This is a genomic window from Fructobacillus pseudoficulneus (assembly GCF_900108455.1).
In the GTDB taxonomy this organism is placed as follows: Bacteria; Bacillota; Bacilli; order Lactobacillales; family Lactobacillaceae; genus Fructobacillus; species Fructobacillus pseudoficulneus.
The window spans coordinates 217327-239469 of the sequence record NZ_FNWS01000001.1; the positions used below are offsets into that span (position 1 = coordinate 217327).

General features: G+C 35.7%; 20 protein-coding genes. 2 read left to right on the forward strand and 18 right to left on the reverse strand.

What is annotated here, in order from left to right; translation table 11 throughout:
• The first annotated feature begins 142 nt into the window (after positions 1–142).
• Positions 143–412 (forward strand): 30S ribosomal protein S15, encoded by a 270-nt coding sequence (rpsO, locus tag BLW39_RS01010; RefSeq protein ID WP_059375813.1) that lies wholly within the window; start codon positions 143–145, stop codon positions 410–412.
• Between the two features lie 46 nt (positions 413–458).
• Positions 459–710 (forward strand): 30S ribosomal protein S20, encoded by a 252-nt coding sequence (gene rpsT, locus BLW39_RS01015; RefSeq protein WP_047974211.1) that lies wholly within the window; start codon positions 459–461, stop codon positions 708–710.
• 76 nt (positions 711–786) lie between these two features.
• On the opposite strand, the gene BLW39_RS01020 is transcribed toward rpsT, so the two are convergent.
• The 18 genes from BLW39_RS01020 to BLW39_RS01120 form a co-directional block, all read right to left on the reverse strand.
• Positions 787–1710: an aldo/keto reductase gene (locus tag BLW39_RS01020; protein ID WP_059375816.1), complete on the reverse strand. Its 924-nt coding sequence runs from the start codon at positions 1708–1710 to the stop codon at positions 787–789.
• Positions 1711–1932: 222 nt separating this feature from the next.
• Positions 1933–3237: an LTA synthase family protein gene (locus BLW39_RS01025; RefSeq protein ID WP_242975623.1), complete on the reverse strand. Its 1305-nt coding sequence runs from the start codon at positions 3235–3237 to the stop codon at positions 1933–1935.
• Positions 3238–4321: 1084 nt separating this feature from the next.
• Positions 4322–4984: a hypothetical protein gene (locus BLW39_RS01040; RefSeq protein WP_059375828.1), complete on the reverse strand. Its 663-nt coding sequence runs from the start codon at positions 4982–4984 to the stop codon at positions 4322–4324.
• A 247-nt stretch (positions 4985–5231) separates the two neighbouring features.
• The gene (locus BLW39_RS01045; RefSeq protein WP_082138803.1) at positions 5232–6779 is read right to left on the reverse strand and encodes a glycoside hydrolase family 68 protein; all 1548 of its coding nucleotides are present in this window, start codon (positions 6777–6779) and stop codon (positions 5232–5234) included.
• 239 nt (positions 6780–7018) lie between these two features.
• Positions 7019–7462, reverse strand: coding sequence for a GtrA family protein (locus tag BLW39_RS01050; RefSeq protein ID WP_059375832.1), 444 nt, complete (start codon positions 7460–7462; stop codon positions 7019–7021).
• Between the two features lie 719 nt (positions 7463–8181).
• On the reverse strand, positions 8182–8889 hold the full coding sequence (locus BLW39_RS01060; RefSeq protein ID WP_059375837.1) for a hypothetical protein: 708 nt from the start codon (positions 8887–8889) through the stop codon (positions 8182–8184).
• Entirely contained in the window at positions 8853–9482 is a 630-nt protein-coding gene (locus BLW39_RS01065) for a hypothetical protein (RefSeq protein ID WP_059375839.1), read from the reverse strand. Before BLW39_RS01065 ends, BLW39_RS01060 begins: the two co-directional genes overlap by 37 nt.
• A gap of 156 nt (positions 9483–9638) precedes the next feature.
• Positions 9639–11294 carry a hypothetical protein gene (locus tag BLW39_RS01070; RefSeq protein WP_059375844.1) on the reverse strand — a complete coding sequence of 552 codons (1656 nt, stop codon included), beginning with the start codon at positions 11292–11294 and terminating at the stop codon, positions 9639–9641.
• 23 nt (positions 11295–11317) lie between these two features.
• On the reverse strand, positions 11318–13087 hold the full coding sequence (locus tag BLW39_RS01075) for a DUF6020 family protein (RefSeq protein ID WP_059375847.1): 1770 nt from the start codon (positions 13085–13087) through the stop codon (positions 11318–11320).
• Positions 13080–14033: a glycosyltransferase family 2 protein gene (locus tag BLW39_RS01080; RefSeq protein WP_059375857.1), complete on the reverse strand. Its 954-nt coding sequence runs from the start codon at positions 14031–14033 to the stop codon at positions 13080–13082. Before BLW39_RS01080 ends, BLW39_RS01075 begins: the two co-directional genes overlap by 8 nt.
• A 23-nt stretch (positions 14034–14056) precedes the next feature.
• Positions 14057–14959: a glycosyltransferase family 2 protein gene (locus BLW39_RS01085; protein WP_059375866.1), complete on the reverse strand. Its 903-nt coding sequence runs from the start codon at positions 14957–14959 to the stop codon at positions 14057–14059.
• A gap of 19 nt (positions 14960–14978) precedes the next feature.
• Positions 14979–15920: a glycosyltransferase family 2 protein gene (locus tag BLW39_RS01090; RefSeq protein ID WP_059375868.1), complete on the reverse strand. Its 942-nt coding sequence runs from the start codon at positions 15918–15920 to the stop codon at positions 14979–14981.
• 61 nt (positions 15921–15981) lie between these two features.
• Positions 15982–17172 carry a UDP-galactopyranose mutase gene (gene glf, locus BLW39_RS01095; RefSeq protein WP_059375871.1) on the reverse strand — a complete coding sequence of 397 codons (1191 nt, stop codon included), beginning with the start codon at positions 17170–17172 and terminating at the stop codon, positions 15982–15984.
• Positions 17172–17942, reverse strand: a complete 771-nt coding sequence (locus tag BLW39_RS01100) for a DUF4422 domain-containing protein (protein ID WP_059375874.1) — start codon at positions 17940–17942, stop codon at positions 17172–17174. The genes glf and BLW39_RS01100 overlap by 1 nt, the downstream gene beginning before the upstream one ends.
• Entirely contained in the window at positions 17942–19330 is a 1389-nt protein-coding gene (locus BLW39_RS01105) for an O-antigen ligase family protein (RefSeq protein ID WP_059375877.1), read from the reverse strand. Before BLW39_RS01105 ends, BLW39_RS01100 begins: the two co-directional genes overlap by 1 nt.
• A gap of 11 nt (positions 19331–19341) precedes the next feature.
• Positions 19342–19965, reverse strand: coding sequence for a Wzz/FepE/Etk N-terminal domain-containing protein (locus tag BLW39_RS01110; protein WP_059375880.1), 624 nt, complete (start codon positions 19963–19965; stop codon positions 19342–19344).
• A gap of 30 nt (positions 19966–19995) precedes the next feature.
• On the reverse strand, positions 19996–20628 hold the full coding sequence (locus BLW39_RS01115; protein ID WP_059375883.1) for a sugar transferase: 633 nt from the start codon (positions 20626–20628) through the stop codon (positions 19996–19998).
• A gap of 65 nt (positions 20629–20693) precedes the next feature.
• Positions 20694–22136 (reverse strand): flippase, encoded by a 1443-nt coding sequence (locus tag BLW39_RS01120; protein ID WP_059375885.1) that lies wholly within the window; start codon positions 22134–22136, stop codon positions 20694–20696.
• Positions 22137–22143: the final 7 nt, after the last annotated feature.

The following is a 22143-nucleotide window of genomic DNA, read 5'->3' on the forward strand; positions in this document are numbered from 1 at the left end:
CGTCGAATTGCCGCCCTTGATTTTTCCTGAAAATCCCGTATAATTAGGCTTGTTGTCAAAACAACTGTCCAAATCCTTAGATTTACGTCTCACCGTCGTTTTTCTCAGCATTTGGAGACATTTAAGAAAGGTGGAAATGATTATGGCCCTTACACAAGAACGTAAGAACGAAATCATGAAAGAATATGCCCGCCACGAAGGCGATACTGGTTCAGTGGAAGTTCAAGTTGCAGTTTTGACTGCTGACATTAACGAATTGAACGCCCACATGGAAGCACATAAGCATGATTTCCATTCACAACGTGGTCTTTTGAAGAAGATCGGTCGCCGTCGTAACTTGCTTCGTTACCTCCGTGGTACTGATGTTCCTCGTTACCGTGAATTGATCAAGCGCTTAGGTTTGCGTCGTTAAGCTTTTGCTTACAAATAACCAGAATCAAATTTAAGGAGACGGACATATGCCAATTATTGAATCATCAATTCAACGAGTTCGTTTGAGTGCTAAGCAGCACGATCGTAACGAACCACAAAAGTCAGCTTACCGCACTGCCGTTAAGCGCTTCTTGAAGGCTGCTAAGGCCGGATCTGCTGATACTGCTGAAATGTACAAGCAAGTTTCATCAGCAATCGATCATGCCCAATCAAAGGGATTGATCAAGAAGAACAAGGCTTCACGTCAAAAGTCACGTTTGGCTAAGTACGTAAAGTAATCAATTATTATTGATAACGAAACACCCCCAATTCGAAAGAGTTGGGGGTGTTTTTGTTTATCGATTAATCTAAAAGTTATTTAAATGCCGCAAAGGCTTGGTCAATGGTCTCAAACTCAACTGCGCTAAGCGTCACGTCAGTAGCCTTCAAATTAGCAGCGACCTGGTCCGCATTGCGCGCACCTGGAATAACGGCCGTAATGGCTGTGTTCGCCATGTACCAAGCCAAAATAGTTTGGGCCACCGTCACTTGGTGTTCATCGGCGATTGCCTTCACTTGGTCCAAAGCTGACAAAACTGCCGCAAATTGTTCCTGACTGTACTGCTTTTCAAACTTTGAATAGTCAGCACTCGTATACTTACCAGTTAACAAGCCAGAAGCCAATGGGAAGTATGGGACAAAGGAAATTTGGTGTTCCTTCAAATAAGCCCATTCTTCTTTTTCGGCAGCGCGATATACCAAGCTGTAGTGATCTTCCACAATATCAACTTGATTATTCTTGTTGGCTTCCTTAATTTGATCAAGGCTAAAGTTTGAAACACCAATCGCGCGAATCTTTCCTTCTTCCTTCAACTCGTTCAAGGCCGCCACCGCTTCACCCTTTGGCGTGTCCTGGTCTGGGAAATGAATGTAGAAGATATCAATATAGTCCGTCTTTAAACGCTTCAAGGAGTCCTCAACGGCCTGTTTCAAGAAAGCAGGGGCATTGTTCGGCTTGTTGCCGTTATTGGCATCCTGGGCCCCTTTAGTGGCAATCACAATCTTTGATCGGTCATAGCCTTGGATAACGTCACCAATGATTTCTTCTGACCGCCCTTCCCCATACATATGAGCTGTATCAATTAATTGAACGCCGGCATCCAAGGCCTGCTTGACCAAGGCGTAACCATCTTCGTCCTTTAATCCTGGGAATAAGTTGTGTCCCCCGACCTTGTTGGTTCCTAAACCAAGCTTGGTCGTTTGAACGTTTGTCTTACCAATTGTTACTTCTGAAGTCATATTCTTCCTCCTAGAATCAATAGTTGTAACTTTAAAAAATCACTTTACTATATGATAACGAATTTAAGAGAGAATTTAAAGAACGATTATAAAGAACAAAAAAAACATAGCCACGAGAATTCGCAACCATGCCTATTTTGTAAATATTTTACTTTAATGTTGGAGTACAGATTAACTTCACACAGTTGGCTTGTTTCTCACTGTAAATAAAGTTGAACAATTCTACTTAAAACGATTTTTAAATCGGTACGTCCTCATTTCAGGCGCATTGGTTACATATTCATTGTAAGTACTTTTACCGCCGTTCTCAGCGATTAATGAAGACGAATAAGTCTTTTCGGAAGCCTTCTTCAAACGTTTAATTGTATTTTTGACTGAATAATTATATGACTCTGGTTTAATTTTCTTAAAGCCATCTGCGTTATAAAACTTTAATAAGTTTTCTGTATTTAATCGATCTGAAACTGCTAACTTTAATTTTGCTTGTTGATTATATGTCTTTACAGCCGCCTTTTGACTAGCCGTCAGTGTAGTCAATTTTTTACCTGTTTTGACATCCCAAATTGCATTTGAAGTCGAAGCTAACTCGGGGGTAACCCAATCACCATTTCTCATGACCACTAATTGTGAACGGTTTTTCGATAGTAAATCTTGCCCTAGCTGCAAATACTGATCTGTTGAAATCCCTAATAAATGTTCCAAAGTTGGTGCGATATCCACTTCGCCACCATACGTATGGTCAATACCCCCATTAGTCATACCTGGAATATGAATAATAAACGGCACCTTCTGTAGGTTTTGAGTATCGAATCCTGTCCAATCGGTTTTACTCTTAGATATAACCGTTGACAAAGCTTTATAATCAGTTTGAGAAATACCATAATGGTCACCATATAAGACCACCACTGTTTTGTCATATAGACCCGATTTCTTTAGATAATCAAAGAACTCTTTAACAGCTTCATCCAGATAATGGTTAGTAATAAAGTAATTGTCCACTAACTTACTTCCTGAATTACTGGTTTTGAAATTGGAATCTTGGTCTTTTTTGTCAAGTAGGTATGGAAGATGATTTGTCACAGTTAGATATTTCGCATAGAACGGTTGTGGCAATCTTTCCAAATATGGTACTGATTCCTTCAATAGTAATTTATCTTTAATCCCAAACGTTGCAATATTTGCTTCAGAATTATCAAAGTAGTCAGAGGAAATAAAATTCTGATAACCCATTCGCTTATAAACAGTATCTCGATTATAAAAGAATGGATTATTAGCATGGAACACAGCTGAGGAATAGCCTGCTTGCTGATTTAATATACCAGGTAAGGCTTGAAAAACTTGGTTGGAACCATATTGAGAAAACAAAGATCCTTGTGAAAGTCCATAAGTTGACGTTTCGAACAGGTTTTCAGCATCTGATGTTCTTCCCTGGCCAACTTGATTATAAAAGTTATCAAAAGAAATTGAGCTATTGCTTTTATATAAACAATTCAAAAAAGGAGTAACTTCTTGTCCATTAATTTTCAAATTAATGGACGAGAATTGCAACGATTCAAGATGAATGACAACAACATTTTTACCCTTAGCAACACCAGCATAAGTTGGATTTAAAGCTGGCTGATTTTGTTGATATAATTCTGCACACTTTTTATATCTTGCTTGATTTCATGTTGACTTAAATTATTTCGCGTTTTGTTGAACTCATGTGAATTGTAAGTATCAGCAACAAAAAATGGAAATAAACCGATATTCCGCACAATATAAAAGCGATTAAAATTCTTACCGTAATTATCCGGTTTAGCTATAAACGAAATTGAAAATTGTAATAGAAGGCACAAAGCCCCAATGCCAGCCACACTAAATATGGGCCACCTTGGTGCTTTTATTTCCTCTTTTTTTCTGAAAAAGACAATTGCACTCACCAGCACAAACGTATCAAAACAATAAATGAAATCATACCACTTAATGGTTAAAGTTTGCGCTAACGCCCCAGCCTGGCTAACCGGAGCATATAGAATTGTATTAATGGATAAAAAGTCAAAAAAAGCACGAAAATATAAAACAAATGCATATAAAAAATAGAAAGTGCAATCTGCATAATGACTAACACTAAGTTAGCCACTTTCTTTTTTTTAATCAAAAACGGAATGGCAAAATAAACCAATAAAAAGCTAAAGGGGGTAACCAAAATAATCAAGTGTTGCCAAAAATTAGTCACTTGCAAGCTATTAAAGGTTCTTGCATATGCCACTTGCGTTTTCGCCCAAAATAATAATACAGTTAACCCATAGAGATATATTTTAGAATTACCATTGTAAATCTTTTCTTTAAGAGTTGTAAAATATTGTTTGACCATTGTTTTTTAATATTATGTTATTTAAACCCCAAAAGCAAGCACTTTTGTAAGTTACATCAAAACAAAATAAAGACAATAATAACGACACTATATTGCCCGCTAAAATAGAATATTCGAATTAGTAGACCGCCAACAATCCTTATTGATTGCAAGATTAAATCAATATCGCTTTAAATTTAAAAACGGAACTTAGATCAATCTTGATCCAGGTTCCGTTCGGAAGCAACATCAACACTTAAAGTGCTGATGTATTAATTATTCGTTTAATTGTAGCTTCAAATTCTGAATTGCTCGGCGACCACCGACTTGGTTAACATAATTCAAGACCTCTGGAATTGAAGCCCGATACTGTTGATCATTCGCCTGACTAAAGCTAAGTGGCTTTGGATCAGATTGAGGGGCCGCCGAATTAGACATATCAAAGTGGTAATAAGCACCAGCAGTGCTTGAGCTGTCCCCTGTCGCTTTGGCAACAAAGGTTGGACCATTCTGACTAGTAACCTTTGACATGACAATTCCCTTCTTTTGAACGGTGTTCAACCGTTGCCAGGCACCATCTCCATGAGCTAGGCCATACAAAGCTATAGACCGATAAGCGACATCATCACTATCCCGAAAATCATCCTGAGTTAAAGTATTACTCGATGCATTCGATTGCCCCTGGTTACTCGTATCAGTTGTTTGACTTTGACTCTGAGTACTTGCTCCACTTTGGTTTCCAGTTACTTGATCGGTGCTAGCAGGCTTCGCGTTATCTTGGTCAGTTGACTGGGCCGCCTTACTTTTTTTCGTTGGTGATTTTAACTGTTCTAAAACAGAGCTGTTACTAACAGCATTTACGATAAAAGTGGTGGCCCCAAGGCTTAAAACGGTAGCGATTGCTACCGTCGTTAGCAAGATTTTCTTGTTAGCAAACATCTTGCAAACTCCTTAATTAAATTCGATTTATCTTGTACATTTCTCCTCATACGAAATTGTAATGTAACTTGACGTGTCAAGTATATAGCCTTTATTACAGCAGGTCAACGTCTATTTAGCAATTTTAAAAAGAATTTTCTGCGCCTTCTAAACAAAATAAAAAAGCCTAGAATTCTAGACTTTTTTGTGACTATTTGTTTATTTTAACCTTGATTGATTCAATTTTAAGTAAACGACTAATAGTTACTTAATTATCTAACTTTTGTGCTTTGGCACTGAAATATTTCTTATTATCAGTCAAAACACCCTGACCCAAAACTTTATTATTAATCATTGTGGTTTGGTCACCATCAATTTTCAATAAGTAGCTTGGCGCAAAAGTACTGTTTTTCTCAAATGAAGTCACGACAAAGCGATCATTTTTATCATTACCGTTTGGTACGACAAGATAAGAGTACGTGAAACTGGTTGGATTAACACTCTCACCCTGACCAGCAATTACTAAGCCATTTGAGTTCAATGGCTTATACGTCCCATTAATGCCCTCATCTGAACTGAAACCTAGCAAATAGGAGTTCTTTGTAATCTTTTCATTATCGGTTGCCATGTGGAAGCCCCAAGTTGAAGTAAAGACGTACCAGCGACCATTATGCTTAAACAAATTAATTCGCTCCAACTCATCGTTGGTTGCGTTTCCGGTAACCATTGGTTGCATCACCTTCTTAATCGAAAAGTCTTTATTCAATTCAACTTTCCCAATGGCGCCATTAGCAAAGTAAGTTTTTTCATATTCTGCTGTATTTTTATTGGCCTGTAAACGTGCAGCATCCTGCCTAAAGAAGGCAGAACTGCCATAGTACGCTTGGTTGGTGAAGTTGTTTTGCCCTTGATAATTATGTTCAGGACCGGTATTGCCTTCAAAGGCCAAGTAGTACTTGTCTCCATCTTGAACAAAGTGTGGGTCACGAAGCGTGATATCATCACTGAAGTAAGTACCCTTGCCTTCACCCTGCGCGGCAGTTTGATAGATCTTACCATCACCAGAAAAGACCGTTTTTCGATCAGTAGTCTTCGTATGATCAATCGTTAGACCTGATGACCAGTTTTTACTATCCTTCGGATTAACTGTGATTTGAGCGGTTGTTAGAACTTGAGCTGTTCCGCCATTACCTCGATATGCATTCGCATAGAAGACTCGCAGAGTATTATCCTTAGTACTCATCAAAACGGTTGAACCAGACCATTCACCAACAGAGTTTTGTAAATATTGATCATAATCTTTATCAGCAATTCCCTCAATCTTTGAATTAAAGACATAGCCAACAAATTGCCAAGTACTCAAATCATCTTGTTCGGCATCATTTTTCTGTAGGAACAAGCCCATCTTCGTTGGAGCACCTGAATAGCGGCCATTTTTGGCTGTTAAACCAACCACTAGACGGTAACCATGATAATTAGCAACTGTACCGTCAGGGTTCGTTACGGGCCAAGAATCCCAAGCGTCCATTGGTACCGTTTTGCCAGTAGCTGTATCATAAACCTTGGCTCCAGGAATTTCTTGTTGTAGGAATTGATGATCAATGGTCGGAGCAGAATATTTTTTATTACCCAATAATTCCGCAATTTTATTCATATTGGTTCGAGTGTAGTGAGCTACTTCTCCAATTTTGTCATCGGCTTTCGTAACTTTTACCACCTCATCCTTAGGTTCAAGGAAAATAAAAACGGCAATTCCTGTACCAATAATTAGGAAAGCAAAACCCAGTAAAATCAATAATTTTTTTCTTTTAGTCATAGTTAATTATTTAATGTCCCATTTTAAATGGGCCTTTCGTAAAAAATCACACAATAATCATGATAACAGCAATTATCAACATGCATTTTCATTATTTTGTTACAAATATTAAGTCTGATGCATGAAATATAGTGATTTGATAGATTAATACTAATACAGTAGATCAATTCACTTTAAAAGAATCTTCTTTCCCTTGTATACAAAATAAAAAAGCCTAAAATTCTAGACTTTTTAAAAAATTATTCATTAATTTTATCTTCAATTGCTTCTTCAACTTCTTTAAAGATATAGAGTTTACTTAAAACATAATTCGAAATAATAACAAAAATATTTTGAATTCCATTCCAAATCAGATCATTTTGATGCAGCGTATGCACACCGAACATCAAAATCAGCCATCCAATCACGCCAGTTACAATTCTCGCTAAATAAAATTGCCAAACTTCTCGGACAAGTCCCTGAAAATCAGTTACCTGTGAACGAAAAACCCAAATTCGATTGGTGAGATAAGCAAACAGTACTGCTAAAAACCACGATGCCACATAAGATAAGGTTGGGCCCCACTGCAAAGCGACTGAAAAAAGAGCATACGTTACCACTGAAACAACAAAAGTTGCTCCTCCGAAGAAAAGGTATAAAATTGATTCTCTATAGCGATTAAAAATTGCTAATATCTTATTCATATCATTCCTACTTTCATTAACAACATCCAAAATTGATTCTGAAAATATTTATTTCTAAAAAATAAATATATAGCGACCAATACACATTTGAAACTACAGAATCTTGAAAAAATACTTGTAAAACACTCTTTGATTATAATGTTTCTTGATTATAAACAAATTCAATATATATAATAGTTCTTAAAAATTAAAATAAAAATAACGAATTTTAGCTTTTAAATATTTATTATTTAATTTATTTTATCAATCATATCTGGCTTACTTTTTTAAACATGAAAATATTAAAATAAAAATTTAATGCTAAAGTCGCTATTTTTATCAATATTTTAAAAACATTATTTACTCTTAAGCATCCTTTGTTTACTGAATGTTAATTTGATGAGAATCAAATAGAACAAAACTGCAACTATACTACATAACGAAATCACCAATAATAGGCCATTTTCTGATCCTACGGAAGCCAACTCAATTTCATGTGTTCCAGATGATAAGAATAATTTTACGACGTTAACAGATTCACTCGATACAGACTTTCCATCTAATGTAATCACATATTTGAAATGATCATACATAACAGCTGGTAATGTAACAACCTCTCCTTTGTTTACATTGACAGTATATTTAACCGAATTCGGAGTTCTGTCTATTTCCGTATACTTTCCAACACTGGTTCTTTCGTATGTCAAACCATATACATAACCATCAGATTTGGAAACTGGTCAATAATCATGTGTATTCGACTTATTAGTTATAACATATTCATAATTTCCAGATGTTAATTTTTCATGATTATCAGTGTTAATGTAATTTTGATGGGTTTGATAAAATCCAAATAATGAAAAAAGACACATAAACAAGCTAATAGTCAAAACTGTTGATTTTCTTAGTAACGATTGATTAGCGTATAGGCAAGCTCCAACAGCTAACATCAATACTATAATTAATTCTAAACGACCCAAAAACTGAATCAATGATGCAGACGTATTCAATAAGTTATCCCAAGGTAACCAATTGAACATTAACAATGTCAAAATATTTGCACCTAAAACCCAGCTTTTCCACTTATAATTTCGGGTCGTTTTAACGGCTATTACAGTCAATACTATCTGAAGTATAAAAAGTGGCAATCCATATGTCCAAGCTGGTTTTTCATTTAAATTATTTTGTAACAATGAATCAAAAAACAAGCCTGGATCCAATGGAACTAAAATTTTATCCGGAGCCAAAATTTTAGCCTTCGTATATACCGAAAAAATATTAAATAATGAATAGGACCCGATAATTAAAGATAAAAAGACTGCTTTCCCTAATTCAACAAAGTTTTTAAAACGAATACTTTTATTAAAGATTTGCACCAAAATATACACTATGATAAAAACGAATGCCATAATCAAAGAAAGAACATGACTATTAGCAAGCATGCCCATTGCAAACCCCAGCACCCAAGCACCCAAGCACCCATTTTATCTGACTTACCTATTTTTACTAGTCCTAATACAACCAGGGGCATCCACGCAAAGCCAAATGATTCACCTACAGCCGTTCGTGTATATAAATCAATAAAATGAAAATTATTAAATTCATAGATAATTATGCCTAACCAAATATACAACTTTTTATTGGTGAACTCCTGCAAAAGGAATTTCATATTAAGCATAGTAATTGCATTTAGTATGTAGAAACCAATAGCTAATGCTATTAACTGATTTTTAATAATCACTTGTGGAATAATAAAAATCAATCCGGATATCCATGGGTACATGGAATTAATTGCTACTCCCGGTTGACTGTTGCTAGGATCATACAAGAAATTAAATACAGATGGCCATTCACCATGCTTTAATGATGCAGCAACGTTAGCAAATCTTTCTAAATGAAAAGCCCCATCAATTGATAAATTATAATACTTTCCAGCAAATGCTGGTACAATAGCGAGAAATGAAAAAAGAATAATCAAAACAAAATCAGAACTTAAAAACCTTTTACTCTTAATAAACGTTGTATAAACAGCTGAACTCATGAATCTCTCCCAAATAAAATTTATCACGAATAATATTCTACATTATAATGGAAGGCATAACTATCCCATAATGTATTAAATTTAATTTAATACTAACCTTTATTTTAAAAATTAAAAAAACCAGAAAAGTATTTCTGGTTTTAATTAATTCATTAATTAATATCTCTTTAATTTTAACATTACTAACGTTGTAATGATAATTGATAACATCGACAAATAAAACAATGCATAATTTCTTGAATCAACAGTCTTCAGAACCAACGTATGCTTTCCTTCACTGACATTAATTTTAACCAAATTCGTCATTTGACTATTAACATTTTTTCCATCCAACAAAATGTCATACTTAAATCCATCATACATTACCGCCGGCAAAGTTACAGTTTGACTTTTACTTGTAGTAATCAAGTACTCTACTGAATCAGAAGTACGCTTAATTTCCTTATAATTGTCTGTAGAGAATGTCTTAACCGAATCACCAACTCCCATTGGCTTACCAGTTGCTTTATCCACTGGCAAATAATCAATGGCCGTCATTGCCGTATTTAGTGTGTGATAATAATTTTTAGACGTTAAATTATAGTGTGGAGGCGTTTGAACATAAGCTCGGTGCATCTGATAGGTACCTACTAGTGAAAACAAACAAACAAAAAGTTCTAAAATTAAAATTTTATACTGTTTATTTTGTTTTGATCTAGCAAAGTAAATAACAATAGCAACTGTCAGCAATAAAACAATTATTACTTGTAGACGTGCTAAAAATTGCAAAAGAGTTAATGGTGTGCTTTGTAACTTATCCCATGGCAACCATGAAAACATTAGCAGAGTAACAATGTTAGCACCAACTAACCAAGATTTCCATTCTGAAAATTTATCTGTATTCCATGCAATAACAGTTAATACAAGTTGAACAAGTACTAAGGGTAATCCATAAGTCCAATAGGGTTTTTCACTCATATCATTTTGTATTAGAGCATCAAAAAATTGTACAGGATCAATTGATACCAAAAAATGACCAGGTTCTAAGAATTTTGCATTCAAGTAAAGCATAGCAATATTATATAGCGTATACCCACCAATTAAAATTGCTACCAGCACTGCTATCAAGAGATTCTTAACATGTGTTAAATCAAAATTCCGCTTAATGATTTGTAACAGTTCAAAAAGTCCAATAAAAATAACAGCAAAAACAATTGATAGAACATGACTATTAATAATCATTCCAACAGCAAAACCTAATATCCAAGGCCCCACCTTTGAATGTTCTTTAATCTTTAATAGTCCCAATAAAACCAAAGGCATCCAAGCATATCCAAATGCCTCACCGATGGCTGTTCTAGAATAAAGATCTACAAAATGAAAATTATTAAACTGATAAACAATAACACCAAGCCAAATATATAAATCTCTTTTAGTAAAGAAACTCATTAACGCCTTCGCATTGATAATTGTTAAAGCGTTCATAAAAAAGAAGCCAATTGCTAAAGCTATCAGCTGATTTTTAACAACCAACGCGGGTACAACAAAAATTAATCCAGATACCCAAGGGTACATCGCGTTAATAGCCACCCCAGGTTGGCTGTTAACAGGAGCGTAAGCAAAATTAAATAAAGACGGAATCTTTCCTTCTTTAAAAGACTGAGTAACATTCGCCAATCGATCTAGGTGAAAAATACCATCAAATGAAAGACTATAAAAATGCCCAGCAAAAGCTGGAATAACTGAAATTCCAGCTAGTAAAATAATTAATAGACCATTAAGTACTCTTTTATCTATTTTTTTACCGTGAAAAATTTTTTCTAAATAAAACACACTATTCCCCTAACAACTAAGCGTTAACCATTTGTTTCTTTTTTCTTATTACTAAATACCATCAACATTAACACAAATGGCATCACAGATACGATTCCTAGTGTATACCGTTCAGAATTTGCAAGTGGAGACATTGCAGAAATTGCAATTTGCAAAGCAGCTGGAAGAACTAATGTAAACCGAGAAAATGATGTCATAAAAGCAGGAACCATTAAAAGTAAAACAACAATCCAAAAGTTTCCATGCAATAAGTAACCGACATACTTATTATTAAATAATTTAAAGACCATCTCAATAGCTTTTGTTCGAACCTTATTATGGTATAAGTGATATGTCCATTTAGCATCTGTCATGCTACCATAACCATGGCCAATAGTATCGCTAGGCATTGTCAATGCATAATCGGCTAAAGGTATACGTGATGGAACGACATATGACCCAACTTGTGCCACTGTCGCATCAATTGCAATCTGGGGATTTCGTTTAACAACAGACAACCAAATTTTATTAAAGTTTTTCCAATCCGATTTTTTAACAGTACGATAACGATACCCCAATTTACTAGTATCAGTGAAATTTCCACCTCCTGATGATTTAACAGGATCAGAAATAGCCGGACTATATAAATTACCAATATTATTCATATCAAAAATTTTATTTAACTCTTGATATTCTGATTTAGTTAATACACTTGGATCATCATGAACATAACGTGCTATTTGCTGTATTTGTATTCCTTTTGATTCGATTGGATCATCCTGCAACACAACACCTTGGTGAACCAAAACCATTAATGATATTTTTAACAAAAAAATTGGTAAAAACATTGATATAAGAACAGGCTTTAATGCAACTTTTCTATAAATAACTAAGTAAATCAATGCAATAATTGCATATACATACAGCGCCCATTTAACAGCAACTACACCGATAAAAACAGCGGTAAACATATTAATCATCCAACTCTTGCTTACTGCACCATTCGAACGATAAATTTCAAACATTAGAACGAAAAATAATACAAATGAACTAACAAACAATGGATTTTTTGAAAGAGAGATTGTGTTCAAAAAAATCATAGGATTAAAAATAATTAGAGCAAGACCAACTATTTTTATGATTAAATTGTTAATATTTTTTTGAAAAAATACAATTGCCTTTGTATAAGCATATACTGCAAAAGAAAAATGAAATAATCCTAGAAAAAGGTAGCCTGGCAAATAGGACTTAGTAATAATCCAACTATACTTAATTGTTAGTCCATAGAATGCCGTTAAGAATGCCCCATGCTGATTCGTCCACATGGTTGTTGATCCATCTGTTAAATAATTTGCAATGGGATAGATATTGAAAATATTTTTTGCAAAATCTGCAGAACGTGTATCGATAACCTCATGCATCGACCCAACAATGTCCCAGCCTGATACCACTGGGAAAAATGGCAAAAGAAGCACCCCCCAAAAAATAATTAGGAAAAGAGCCGTTTTTAAGGGGCTTTCAAAATATGTAGATATTTTTATAAAAAAACCACTTTTGAATTCATTCTTCTCTGAGCTAAACGAACGAGAAACGAAAATTAAGAAAATTGACGCCACACTAAATAATACAAATAAAATTATAAACAATAAAAGGTGTCTTACAGTGAAGGTCCCGTTCATTGTACCCCAACCACCATCATTCAAAACAGACAAAGCGAAACTGTTAAAGAATGACAAAATAAGACTAATTGTTATTAAAGAAACCCATTGCACAACATTAATATTATTTATAATATTCTTCATATTTTTAATCATTCTTCAACACCTTCTCTTGATTTTCAGCATCTATCAATGCTAGCTCAAAATTTCTCTTATCATTTGTTTGAATAGCTCCTAAAATAGAACCCGAAAAGAAAGTGATGAAAGACAAAACTAACAAAATCATCGACACAATCAATGACGGAAAATTAGGAACAGTATGATCAGCAGAATAAGGTAGTATGACACGCCAAACAAATAAAATCATAGACATAAGGAAAAAGCAGGATGAAAAAACTGAATAAAAAGCAAAGGGATGATAACTTCTGAAAAGATTAATCACTGTCTTAATAACCCGAAGACCATCACCATAAGTATCCAATTTAGATTCAGATCCCTCAGGGCGATCACGGTAGGTAATGACTTGGTTTTCAACTAACATTCTTTTTTCAGTTGCATGAATTGACATTTCAGTTTCAATCTCAAAACCTCGTGATAAAACAGGAAAAGTTTTCACAAAACGATATGAAAATGCTCGATAACCAGTTAAAATATCACGGATATTTGTTTTAAATAAGAAATTAATTAATCCGCGAACAAGACTATTTCCAACATTATGAAAAGGTCGCTTATTTTCTTCAAAATATGTTGAAGATAGCCGATCACCAACCACCATGTCAACTTGACGATCAATAATCTTATGATACATTTCTGGTATTGCTTCTACTGGATAAGTATCATCAGCATCAATCATAATGTATGCTTCTGCATCAATTTCTCGGAACATTCTACGAATTACTGCACCCTTACCTTGTGCATATTCATGACGCACAACAGCACCAACTTTTTTGGCTAATTCCGCTGTATTATCCTTCGAATTATTATCATACACATATACAACTGAACCAGGAATATTCTCGATTACTCCCTGCACATCTTTTACAACTTTTTCTATAGTCTGTGCTTCATTGTATGCCGGTATTAAAATTGCTAATTTATCCATTGCCCTTTATACCTTTTCTCACTTTATTTTTTCTTGGATGTATCCGCAAATTCAATAATAGGATTGAAAATTTTTCCTGCTTTCATTCCTTTTTTCATTACTGCTAGCTTTTCAGACTTTCGATCTGTTTTAGAAAGCTTAATTTGCCAGTATTCAGCCAACGTGCGAAGACGTGCACGATTCTTTCGATACCAGTCTCGCTTACGAATATAATAACCTTTATTTCGATATGAGTAGAAATAACGTGGTGTCCGTTCCGGCCCATCATTTAAAAGGCTTGATCCGACATTTGATCCCATCTTATGCGTTACTTTAGCAGATGGTACGAAGTACCCTGGGGCCACACGACCAGCACGCTCAGTATATTCAATATCATCTCCCCAGATAAAGAAATCAGTAATTGGAAGACCAATCTGAGCCACCACACTGCGACGTACTAGAAGCGAAACAAAAGTTGCATTCTGCAAACGAATTGGTTCAACTTGATTCTCAGGAATAACTTTCAATCGATTCATAGGCGCAGGCTGATTCATCTTTGCCCGATGTCCATCGGTCCAACGAACATCTGATGCCAAAAAACCAAAGTTTGGTTCAACGTTAGCAAATTTTAGTAAGTTTTGTAGAGTATCTGGATGAACAACAGTATCATCATCCATCACCCACACAAAGTCATCATCCGTATTTTCCATGAAATATCGGATACCTCGGTTGAAACCTCCCGCTCCACCAAGATTTTCCCCAAGACGGACATAATCGATTTGGTTTCCAAGTGATTCCAAATATTCTTTCGTATCATTTTCACTAGCATTATCAACAATAATAATGTGACTAACTGGTTCAATTTGCTTTTGTAAACTTTCAATTACTTCTTTCAAAAGTGTAAGTCGATTGTATGTTACAACGACTGCTGATACTTTTTTAGTCATTTTTATTTCCTAATCTCAATTATTTTTTTTCTTTAGCAATATAAATTGGTCGACGCTTCGTCTCCATAAATATGGCAGCAATATATCGGCCAATCACACCAAGACTCAACATCTGGATTCCACCAATGAATAACATAATGGTAACCATTGACGGCCAGCCAGCAACCGAACTATTTGAAATTAATGCACGAATAACAATAAACAGGCCACCAATGATAGAACCTCCAAAAGAAAGCAATCCTAAGAAAGTTACAATAGTTAATGGCATCGTTGAAAAGGAAACAATCCCTTCAATTGCATACTTAGCAAGATTCCAAAACGACCATGATGTTGACCCAGCAACTCGTTCGCGGTTTTCATACGGAATGTACTTAGTTTTGAAACCAACCCAAGTAAAAATTCCTTTTGAAAAACGCTGATTTTCAGACAATGACAAAATTGCATCGACCATTTGCCGTGTCATAACACGATAATCACGTGCACCATCAACCAGGTGTGTCTGTGAAACTTTGTTCATCCACTTGTAAAATTGGGCTGAAAACCAAGAACGTAATTTAGCTTCACCTTTTCGATCTGCTCGACGAGTACCAACAGCATCAAATTCACCACTTTTAACATCTGTAAGCATCTCTGGCAATAGTTCAGGTGGATCTTGCAAGTCCACGTCCATGACAGCTACATAGTCACCTTTGGCCTGTTGAAGGCCAGCATACAAACCGGCTTCTTTACCAAAATTTCGTGAAAAGGAAACATAATGAACATGACTATCTACGTTAGCCAACTCACGTAAAATAGTTAATGTATTATCTGTTGATCCATCATCAATAAAATGAAAGTCAATTTCAGCATCAACTTCAGGACTCACCTTTTGAATTGCATCATAAAAAATCTTGATTGTGTCCTCTTCATTATGGACGGGCACAACTAATGATAATAGAGCAGGTTGATTATGTTCAGCCATTGTTCTTCTCCCCTTTTTAAGTTATGTACGATGCCTTTTTACAAGCATCTTATCGTATTTTTTACTTCACATCATCATGCGCGAAGTTGAAATCATCTGACACACCAAATTCCTGGCGAACAGTGTTAAAGGCATCATTGAAGACTTGGTCCATATCGAAGTAACGATACTTACCCAAACGACCACCAAAGAGCACTTCAGAAGCCTCTTCACGAGCAGCCTTCACATATTGCTTATACAATTCTGTGTTTTTATCATCGTTAACTGGGTAGTACGCTTCCTTTGAACGGTCCCAGTCCTGTGGATATTCACGTGTGATGATTGTCTTACCTTCATCAGCTAGGCCATCAAAATGACGCCATTCCATCTGACGAGTAAATGGTGTTTCAGCATCCGTATAATTGATAACAGCATTACCTTGGTAATTATCAGAATCAATCGTTTCGCTTTCAAAGCGCAATGAACGGTATTCCAATTCACCAAACTTGTAATCAAAGAATTGATCAATCATTCCCGTGTAAAGAACACGTGGAAATTCTGACATGAATTCATCTTTGTGGTCAAAGAAATCTGTGTCAGTCAAAACATCGATCAAACCATTTGAACGCTCAACCATGTTTTCGAAAATTTGAGTATAACCACCCACAGGAATTCCCTGGTAACGATGGTTAAAGTAGTTGTTATCGTAAATAAAACGAACTGGCAATCGCTTAATAATGAAGGCTGGCAATTCAGTTGCCTTACGACCCCATTGCTTTTCTGTATAGCCCTTAATCAAGGCTTGGTAAATGTCAGTTCCAATCAATGAAATAGCTTGTTCTTCCAAGTTACGTGGTTGACGATCACCTAGTTCTTGCAATGCTGCAGCCTTTTGTTCTTCAATCTTGGCCTTGGCTTCTGCAGGAGTCTTCGTTCCCCACATTTGGTAGAAAGTATTCATGTTGAATGGCAAGTTAAACAACTTACCGTTGTAGTTAGCAACCACCTGGTTTTGGAAGTTATTGAATTCCGCAAAGTTTTGCACGTAATCCCACACTTCCTTGTTATCCGTATGGAAGATGTGTGCACCAAAATCATGAACAGTGATTCCGTTTTCAACGTGGGTATGGGTGTTACCACCAATAAAACCACGCTTTTCCACAACTAATGAACGCTTACCGCGCTTAGCTGCTTCATAAGCAAAGGTCATACCAAATGGTCCAGCCCCTACTACCAAGTAATCATAGTTTTTTGTGTTAAATTTATTTGCCATTAGAAATGTACCTTTTTCTTAGAATTTGGAAGAAACTTCCGCTTCAAAAATTGTGTGCCCTTGTCAAACCAGTTTGTTTTTTCCAAACTAATGACTGGCACATCAACGTGTGAATAATTACGTGTATTCAGCCATGTATCCATCAAACGTTCTGATAAGAAACCAAAAACCCGTGAGTCTTGTCCATGTAAGGTGGATAAGTCAACTTGTTGTTCAACCTTATCCAACACACCAAAGACAAAGGCAGCATAATCATTAAAAGCATCTTTCTTCATAATAAACATATTAAAAAGATGAGCCTTCGTTGATTGTTCCATCCTCTGAAAAGCTGGATAAAAGTCTGCGTAATCCTCACGAATTAACTTTTCCATTATCTCATAAGGCTTATGTGCGTGCGCATGAAGATAATGATTACGCTGATTTTCAATGAAATAATTCCGCTGTTTGGGCAAAATTACGTCGTAATTTACTAGCAAATCATGAATTTGTTTTTCATTCAAACGCCCTGCAAAATCATGTCCACCCTTTTTTCCTAGATAACGACGATAATGAACCAAGCCAGTGACCTCTTCAGTGGAATTCTTCCACATCCAGTATAATCCGGTTAATTCGTTAAAATTAGGATTTTTGGCAGAAATGTTATCGTTCTGATCGTCACGTTGATAGCCAGTTGGCACTTTATCACGTAATGTAGCACCAACCATCAAAGGTTGGTACAAGTCATCTTTTGGCATCTCATATTTTCTGTGAGTTGCAATATAAATTTTCATTATTTCAACTCCTCTTCCAAACGAATGATGTGCTTCCGATAAAAGAAGAACATTAACAAGTACGGCCACAAAAATACTTGAATAACAAAAATTGATGAAAAAGCCTCTAAAATAATCATGGTGATAAACGAAATAATAAGTCCACGATGCCAGGCCATCTGATTTTCAGATAATTCAATCTTTTCTAATTGATGTTTCACCAAAAAAGTACGAGCGATCAAACGGAAAAATAGCCACATGGCCGGAATCATAATAATTAATCCAAATGAAGCAAACCATCCAAGAAAGTCCGAAAGATTTGGATATCCAAACTGTGAATATACATGCTGAAATTCAAAGTTATCAGTTGTAGAGATTGGAACATTTTTTAATATGAAAAATGAAGTAAAACCATAACCAACACCAAAAATGGGATGAGTTAAAAAGGTCAAAGCCAAAGCAATTGTTCCACCTAAACGATTATCCGTTCCCTGTTTAGCAAACAAAAACTGGTTCAAAGTATTATGAATTACTCCTACCTTAAGGTAGGCAACTGCAATTAATATGACACCCACTATGGCCAACAAAACCAAATTGCGACGTAATTTTTTATTAGCAAAAACAGCCCACAAAACATAAGCAATCCCTGCCGTTAAAATTCCCGTAGTAGTTTTGGCTAAGAACAAAACGACAAAAATCACCAAAGCAAAAACGGTATTCACTACTTGATCGGACATTTTAGACTTTGTCCAGTTCCAAAATTTTTGTCCTGTCGCCGTTAATCCGATTAAAATTGGAAGGTAAACAACTCCGATTAGGTTGGCCAAAAAAGCTGCTTCTGGTTCAAATCCGTTTACTCTTCCTTCAGTAGTAACGTATGATCCATTTGCATAAAAATTATATCCCTGATGAGTCCGCCAATGCCGCTCAAAAAGCTGAGCAATTTCATTAACATAGCCCTTAAGTCCTGCAAAGTGAAAAGTAACAAGAATCTGTGGCAAAACGGTTAGCAATAAATAAATGGCTAGAGCAATTAAGCCAGACTTCAAGAAAGACCTTTCATCTTTTTCGGAAATTATGGTTAATTGTATAATTGCCCATGCTACATATACTGTTACCGTCCAGCCAGCCAGAATAATACCCGAATGAATAATTCCAGTGGTAAGAATCGTTTCACCAGTGACACTGTAGGACCATGCCATTGTTCCCAACTGAATTAACCAAAAAAAGCCAGTCAAACCTATGGCCATTTTTGAGGGCACAATTAGCTTTAACCGGTCTGGATAACGATATAACTGAATCAAAATGATGGCTAGAAAAGTTGGAAAAGCAATCATCGCCACCGTTTCAGCTAATGAGTTAGTATAATTTTTCGAAAAAAATGTAATTGGTAAGAGAAAATTAACCATAATCCCTCAGATTATCCTTGTTCTTTTGCTAAACGATAATTTTTCTGAATTCCTGAAATCAAAATGATAACTGAAGCTACCACAAAGCCAAATACAGCGCCGAACACCGTTAACTTTTTAGCATTCTTCAACGCGGACTTTGTTACATCAGAACCTGTAGCCTTTGACAATACATCTGGTTTTCCCATATCTGGATAAATAGTGGGACCAACTGAAGCAAAAGTTTCAGCATAAACGTTTGCTAAAGTTTTAGCACGGTAAGTATTTTCACCGGAAGCCTGAAAATTTAGTGCTAATGTACTATCAGGATTTTGAATTTTAACCGCAGAAATAATGTCACTTTTACTCATACTAAAAGGCAATGCTGCCTGCACTGCTGAAACAACCGCATCATCTTGAGCAACCTTTTCATAGGTTGGAATCAATAATTTATCTGCTTGAATACGTGAATTTGGGTCTTTAACATCAGTATTATTTTTAGCAATCAAAACAGTTCGACTGGCAGAAAAATTAGTAATTACTTTACCCGACTTAGCATAAGTAAAGCCCGCTCCCGCAAAAACAATAACTAACAAAATAATTAACCAAGCATAACGCCAAAAACGTTTAACCAAATCAGTTAATGAAAATTCCATTTTTATTTCTCCTCGTTGGAAATGTATTTTTTAAAAGGCCCCATCACCCTTGAAAATGGCAACCACTGTTAAAAACATGATTTTAAAATCGAGTCCCAAGTTCGCACGATCAACATAATCTAGTTCAATTTCAGCTCGTTCAGGATAGCCAATATTTGAGCGACCAGATGCTTGCCATAAACCAAAAACGCCTGGCTTTACCGAAAGAAATTTATCAATTCTTTTTTGATCACCATACTCAACCAGCTCACTTTCCACCACTGGTCGTGGACCAATAATGGACATATTACCAATCAGAGTATTCCAAAATTGTGGTAGTTCATCCAATGACGTTTTACGAAGAACTGCTCCGATTTTAGTAATGCGGGGATCCTCCTTCGTCGGTAATTTGTAACCATTATCAATGAATTTTTGATAGAGCGCATCGTTAGAACGTAAAATCTGATCGGCATTGTCAATCATCGATTGAAACTTATAAATTTTAAAGTGCTTACCCCCCTGGCCTACTCGGTCCTGGGTATAAAAGACATGGCTCGTCCCCTTGTTGCATTTAATAATAATCATAATCACCAAAAAAACAGGCGAAAGAATAACTAAAGCACAAAGTGACACAACAATGTCTAAAATTCGTTTGGGAAGGCGATAAAACAGAAACTGTTTCAAAACCCCATCCTCCAATATTTCAAAATTTAGTGCATAACAATATTTATTATACCAGACAACTCAGGTTAGCGAAAGGAAGCCCTGTCTAATAGCTTTTTTAAAATTGGCGCGCGCAAAATAAAAAGTGCAATTGCATATACCAAAACACCAATAACGGCTTCCATTAAGGTACTTTTGATGCCGACACTATGCGTTTTAACAAACACATTCACAGCAAAGTACATTAACACTCCAGCAAGCAGATAACGCCATACCCCCTTAAAATGAGCCATAACATTCATATCCTTGCGAGTGACTACTAATTGATAGGCAATAACAGCAAACTCAGAAATAGCGGTTGCAACAGCAGCTCCTTCAACTCCCCATAGAAAGATTAAAAAGAAATTTAGGAAAACATTCAAGATTGCTCCAAAAGTAACCGACCACGTATACTCACTTAACCGTTTAGTCGGAATTAAGAATTGATTGCCAATCACATTGGACCAACCAATAAAAACAATAATCGGTGTCAACAAAACCAATGCCGATCCAACGTCACCCCATGATTTTCCAAGGAACCAAAGCATTGCCGTGGGCCCAACTGCCGCAATTCCAAAGGCTAAAGGTACAGCAATTGCTGAAACAAAATCCATTGACGAATGAATCGCCTTCTTCATTTGATCATGCTCACCAGCCGCATAATGCGCTGACATTCGTGGCAACATCACCATTCCGACTGAGGTAACTAAGGCTAAACAGACTTTGATAATCTTATCTGCATTGTCATAAATACCTGACGATGCAGTCGCACCCGTAATAAAGGGCAGCATCGTTTTATTTAATTGCAAATAAATCTGCGTAGCAATTGTTGGCAAAAACATCATAAAAACGGGATGCCAATGTGGCTTCAAGTTTAAATTTTTTAACTTTGGTAAATGAAAATGGCCAATCAAATAAAACCACATTGATAGATTTCCAAAAACCTGCGACAAAGCTAACAACAAAATGTAAGCACCAATATCATTTGGTGTCTTAACAACAACAAAGATTAAGACTGTCATCGCTAGCTTAATCATCATATTTCGTAAGACAGTTTTCTTAAAATCTTCCAAACCAATGAAATACCAGGAAATATCAAAAATACCGGAAAAGATGACCCAAATTTGATACCACAAAAAAAGTTCATTTTGATGAATTCGATGATTAAAGGCACCACCAGCATAAATAAATGCTATATACAAAATCAAAGCTACAAATCCAGCGATAAAGTGAATCGTTTGAATTTCCCAAAACTTTTTTTGCCTTAATGATTCATTTTTATGAACGTAAGCGATTTCTCGAGAACCATAGGTAACAATCCCTAAGCTCGCAATTAATAGAAAGTAGGTGACCAGAGAGTTTGTCCATGAAGCAACACCGACACCATTTTTACCTAGCACTCGTGCTAAATACGGTAAGGTAATGATTGGTGCAATAATATTTAGCAACTGATAGGCTGCATTATAAAGATAGTTTTTCGCAACTTGCATGCTTAAC

Coding starts and splice junctions, on each gene's coding strand:
- BLW39_RS01040 (WP_059375828.1), bottom strand. CDS start 4,984: ATGTTTGCTAACAAGAAAATCTTGCTAACGACGGTAGCAATCGCTACC.
- BLW39_RS01110 (WP_059375880.1), bottom strand. CDS start 19,965: ATGGAATTTTCATTAACTGATTTGGTTAAACGTTTTTGGCGTTATGCT.
- BLW39_RS01020 (WP_059375816.1), bottom strand. CDS start 1,710: ATGACTTCAGAAGTAACAATTGGTAAGACAAACGTTCAAACGACCAAG.
- BLW39_RS01060 (WP_059375837.1), bottom strand. CDS start 8,889: ATGGGCATGCTTGCTAATAGTCATGTTCTTTCTTTGATTATGGCATTC.
- BLW39_RS01105 (WP_059375877.1), bottom strand. CDS start 19,330: ATGGTTAATTTTCTCTTACCAATTACATTTTTTTCGAAAAATTATACT.
- BLW39_RS01120 (WP_059375885.1), bottom strand. CDS start 22,136: ATGCAAGTTGCGAAAAACTATCTTTATAATGCAGCCTATCAGTTGCTA.
- BLW39_RS01050 (WP_059375832.1), bottom strand. CDS start 7,462: ATGAATAAGATATTAGCAATTTTTAATCGCTATAGAGAATCAATTTTA.
- BLW39_RS01065 (WP_059375839.1), bottom strand. CDS start 9,482: ATGAGTTCAGCTGTTTATACAACGTTTATTAAGAGTAAAAGGTTTTTA.
- BLW39_RS01085 (WP_059375866.1), bottom strand. CDS start 14,959: ATGACTAAAAAAGTATCAGCAGTCGTTGTAACATACAATCGACTTACA.
- BLW39_RS01090 (WP_059375868.1), bottom strand. CDS start 15,920: ATGGCTGAACATAATCAACCTGCTCTATTATCATTAGTTGTGCCCGTC.
- BLW39_RS01100 (WP_059375874.1), bottom strand. CDS start 17,942: ATGAAAATTTATATTGCAACTCACAGAAAATATGAGATGCCAAAAGAT.
- BLW39_RS01080 (WP_059375857.1), bottom strand. CDS start 14,033: ATGGATAAATTAGCAATTTTAATACCGGCATACAATGAAGCACAGACT.
- BLW39_RS01045 (WP_082138803.1), bottom strand. CDS start 6,779: ATGACTAAAAGAAAAAAATTATTGATTTTACTGGGTTTTGCTTTCCTA.
- rpsT (WP_047974211.1), top strand. CDS start 459: ATGCCAATTATTGAATCATCAATTCAACGAGTTCGTTTGAGTGCTAAG.
- glf (WP_059375871.1), bottom strand. CDS start 17,172: ATGGCAAATAAATTTAACACAAAAAACTATGATTACTTGGTAGTAGGG.
- BLW39_RS01075 (WP_059375847.1), bottom strand. CDS start 13,087: ATGATTAAAAATATGAAGAATATTATAAATAATATTAATGTTGTGCAA.
- rpsO (WP_059375813.1), top strand. CDS start 143: ATGGCCCTTACACAAGAACGTAAGAACGAAATCATGAAAGAATATGCC.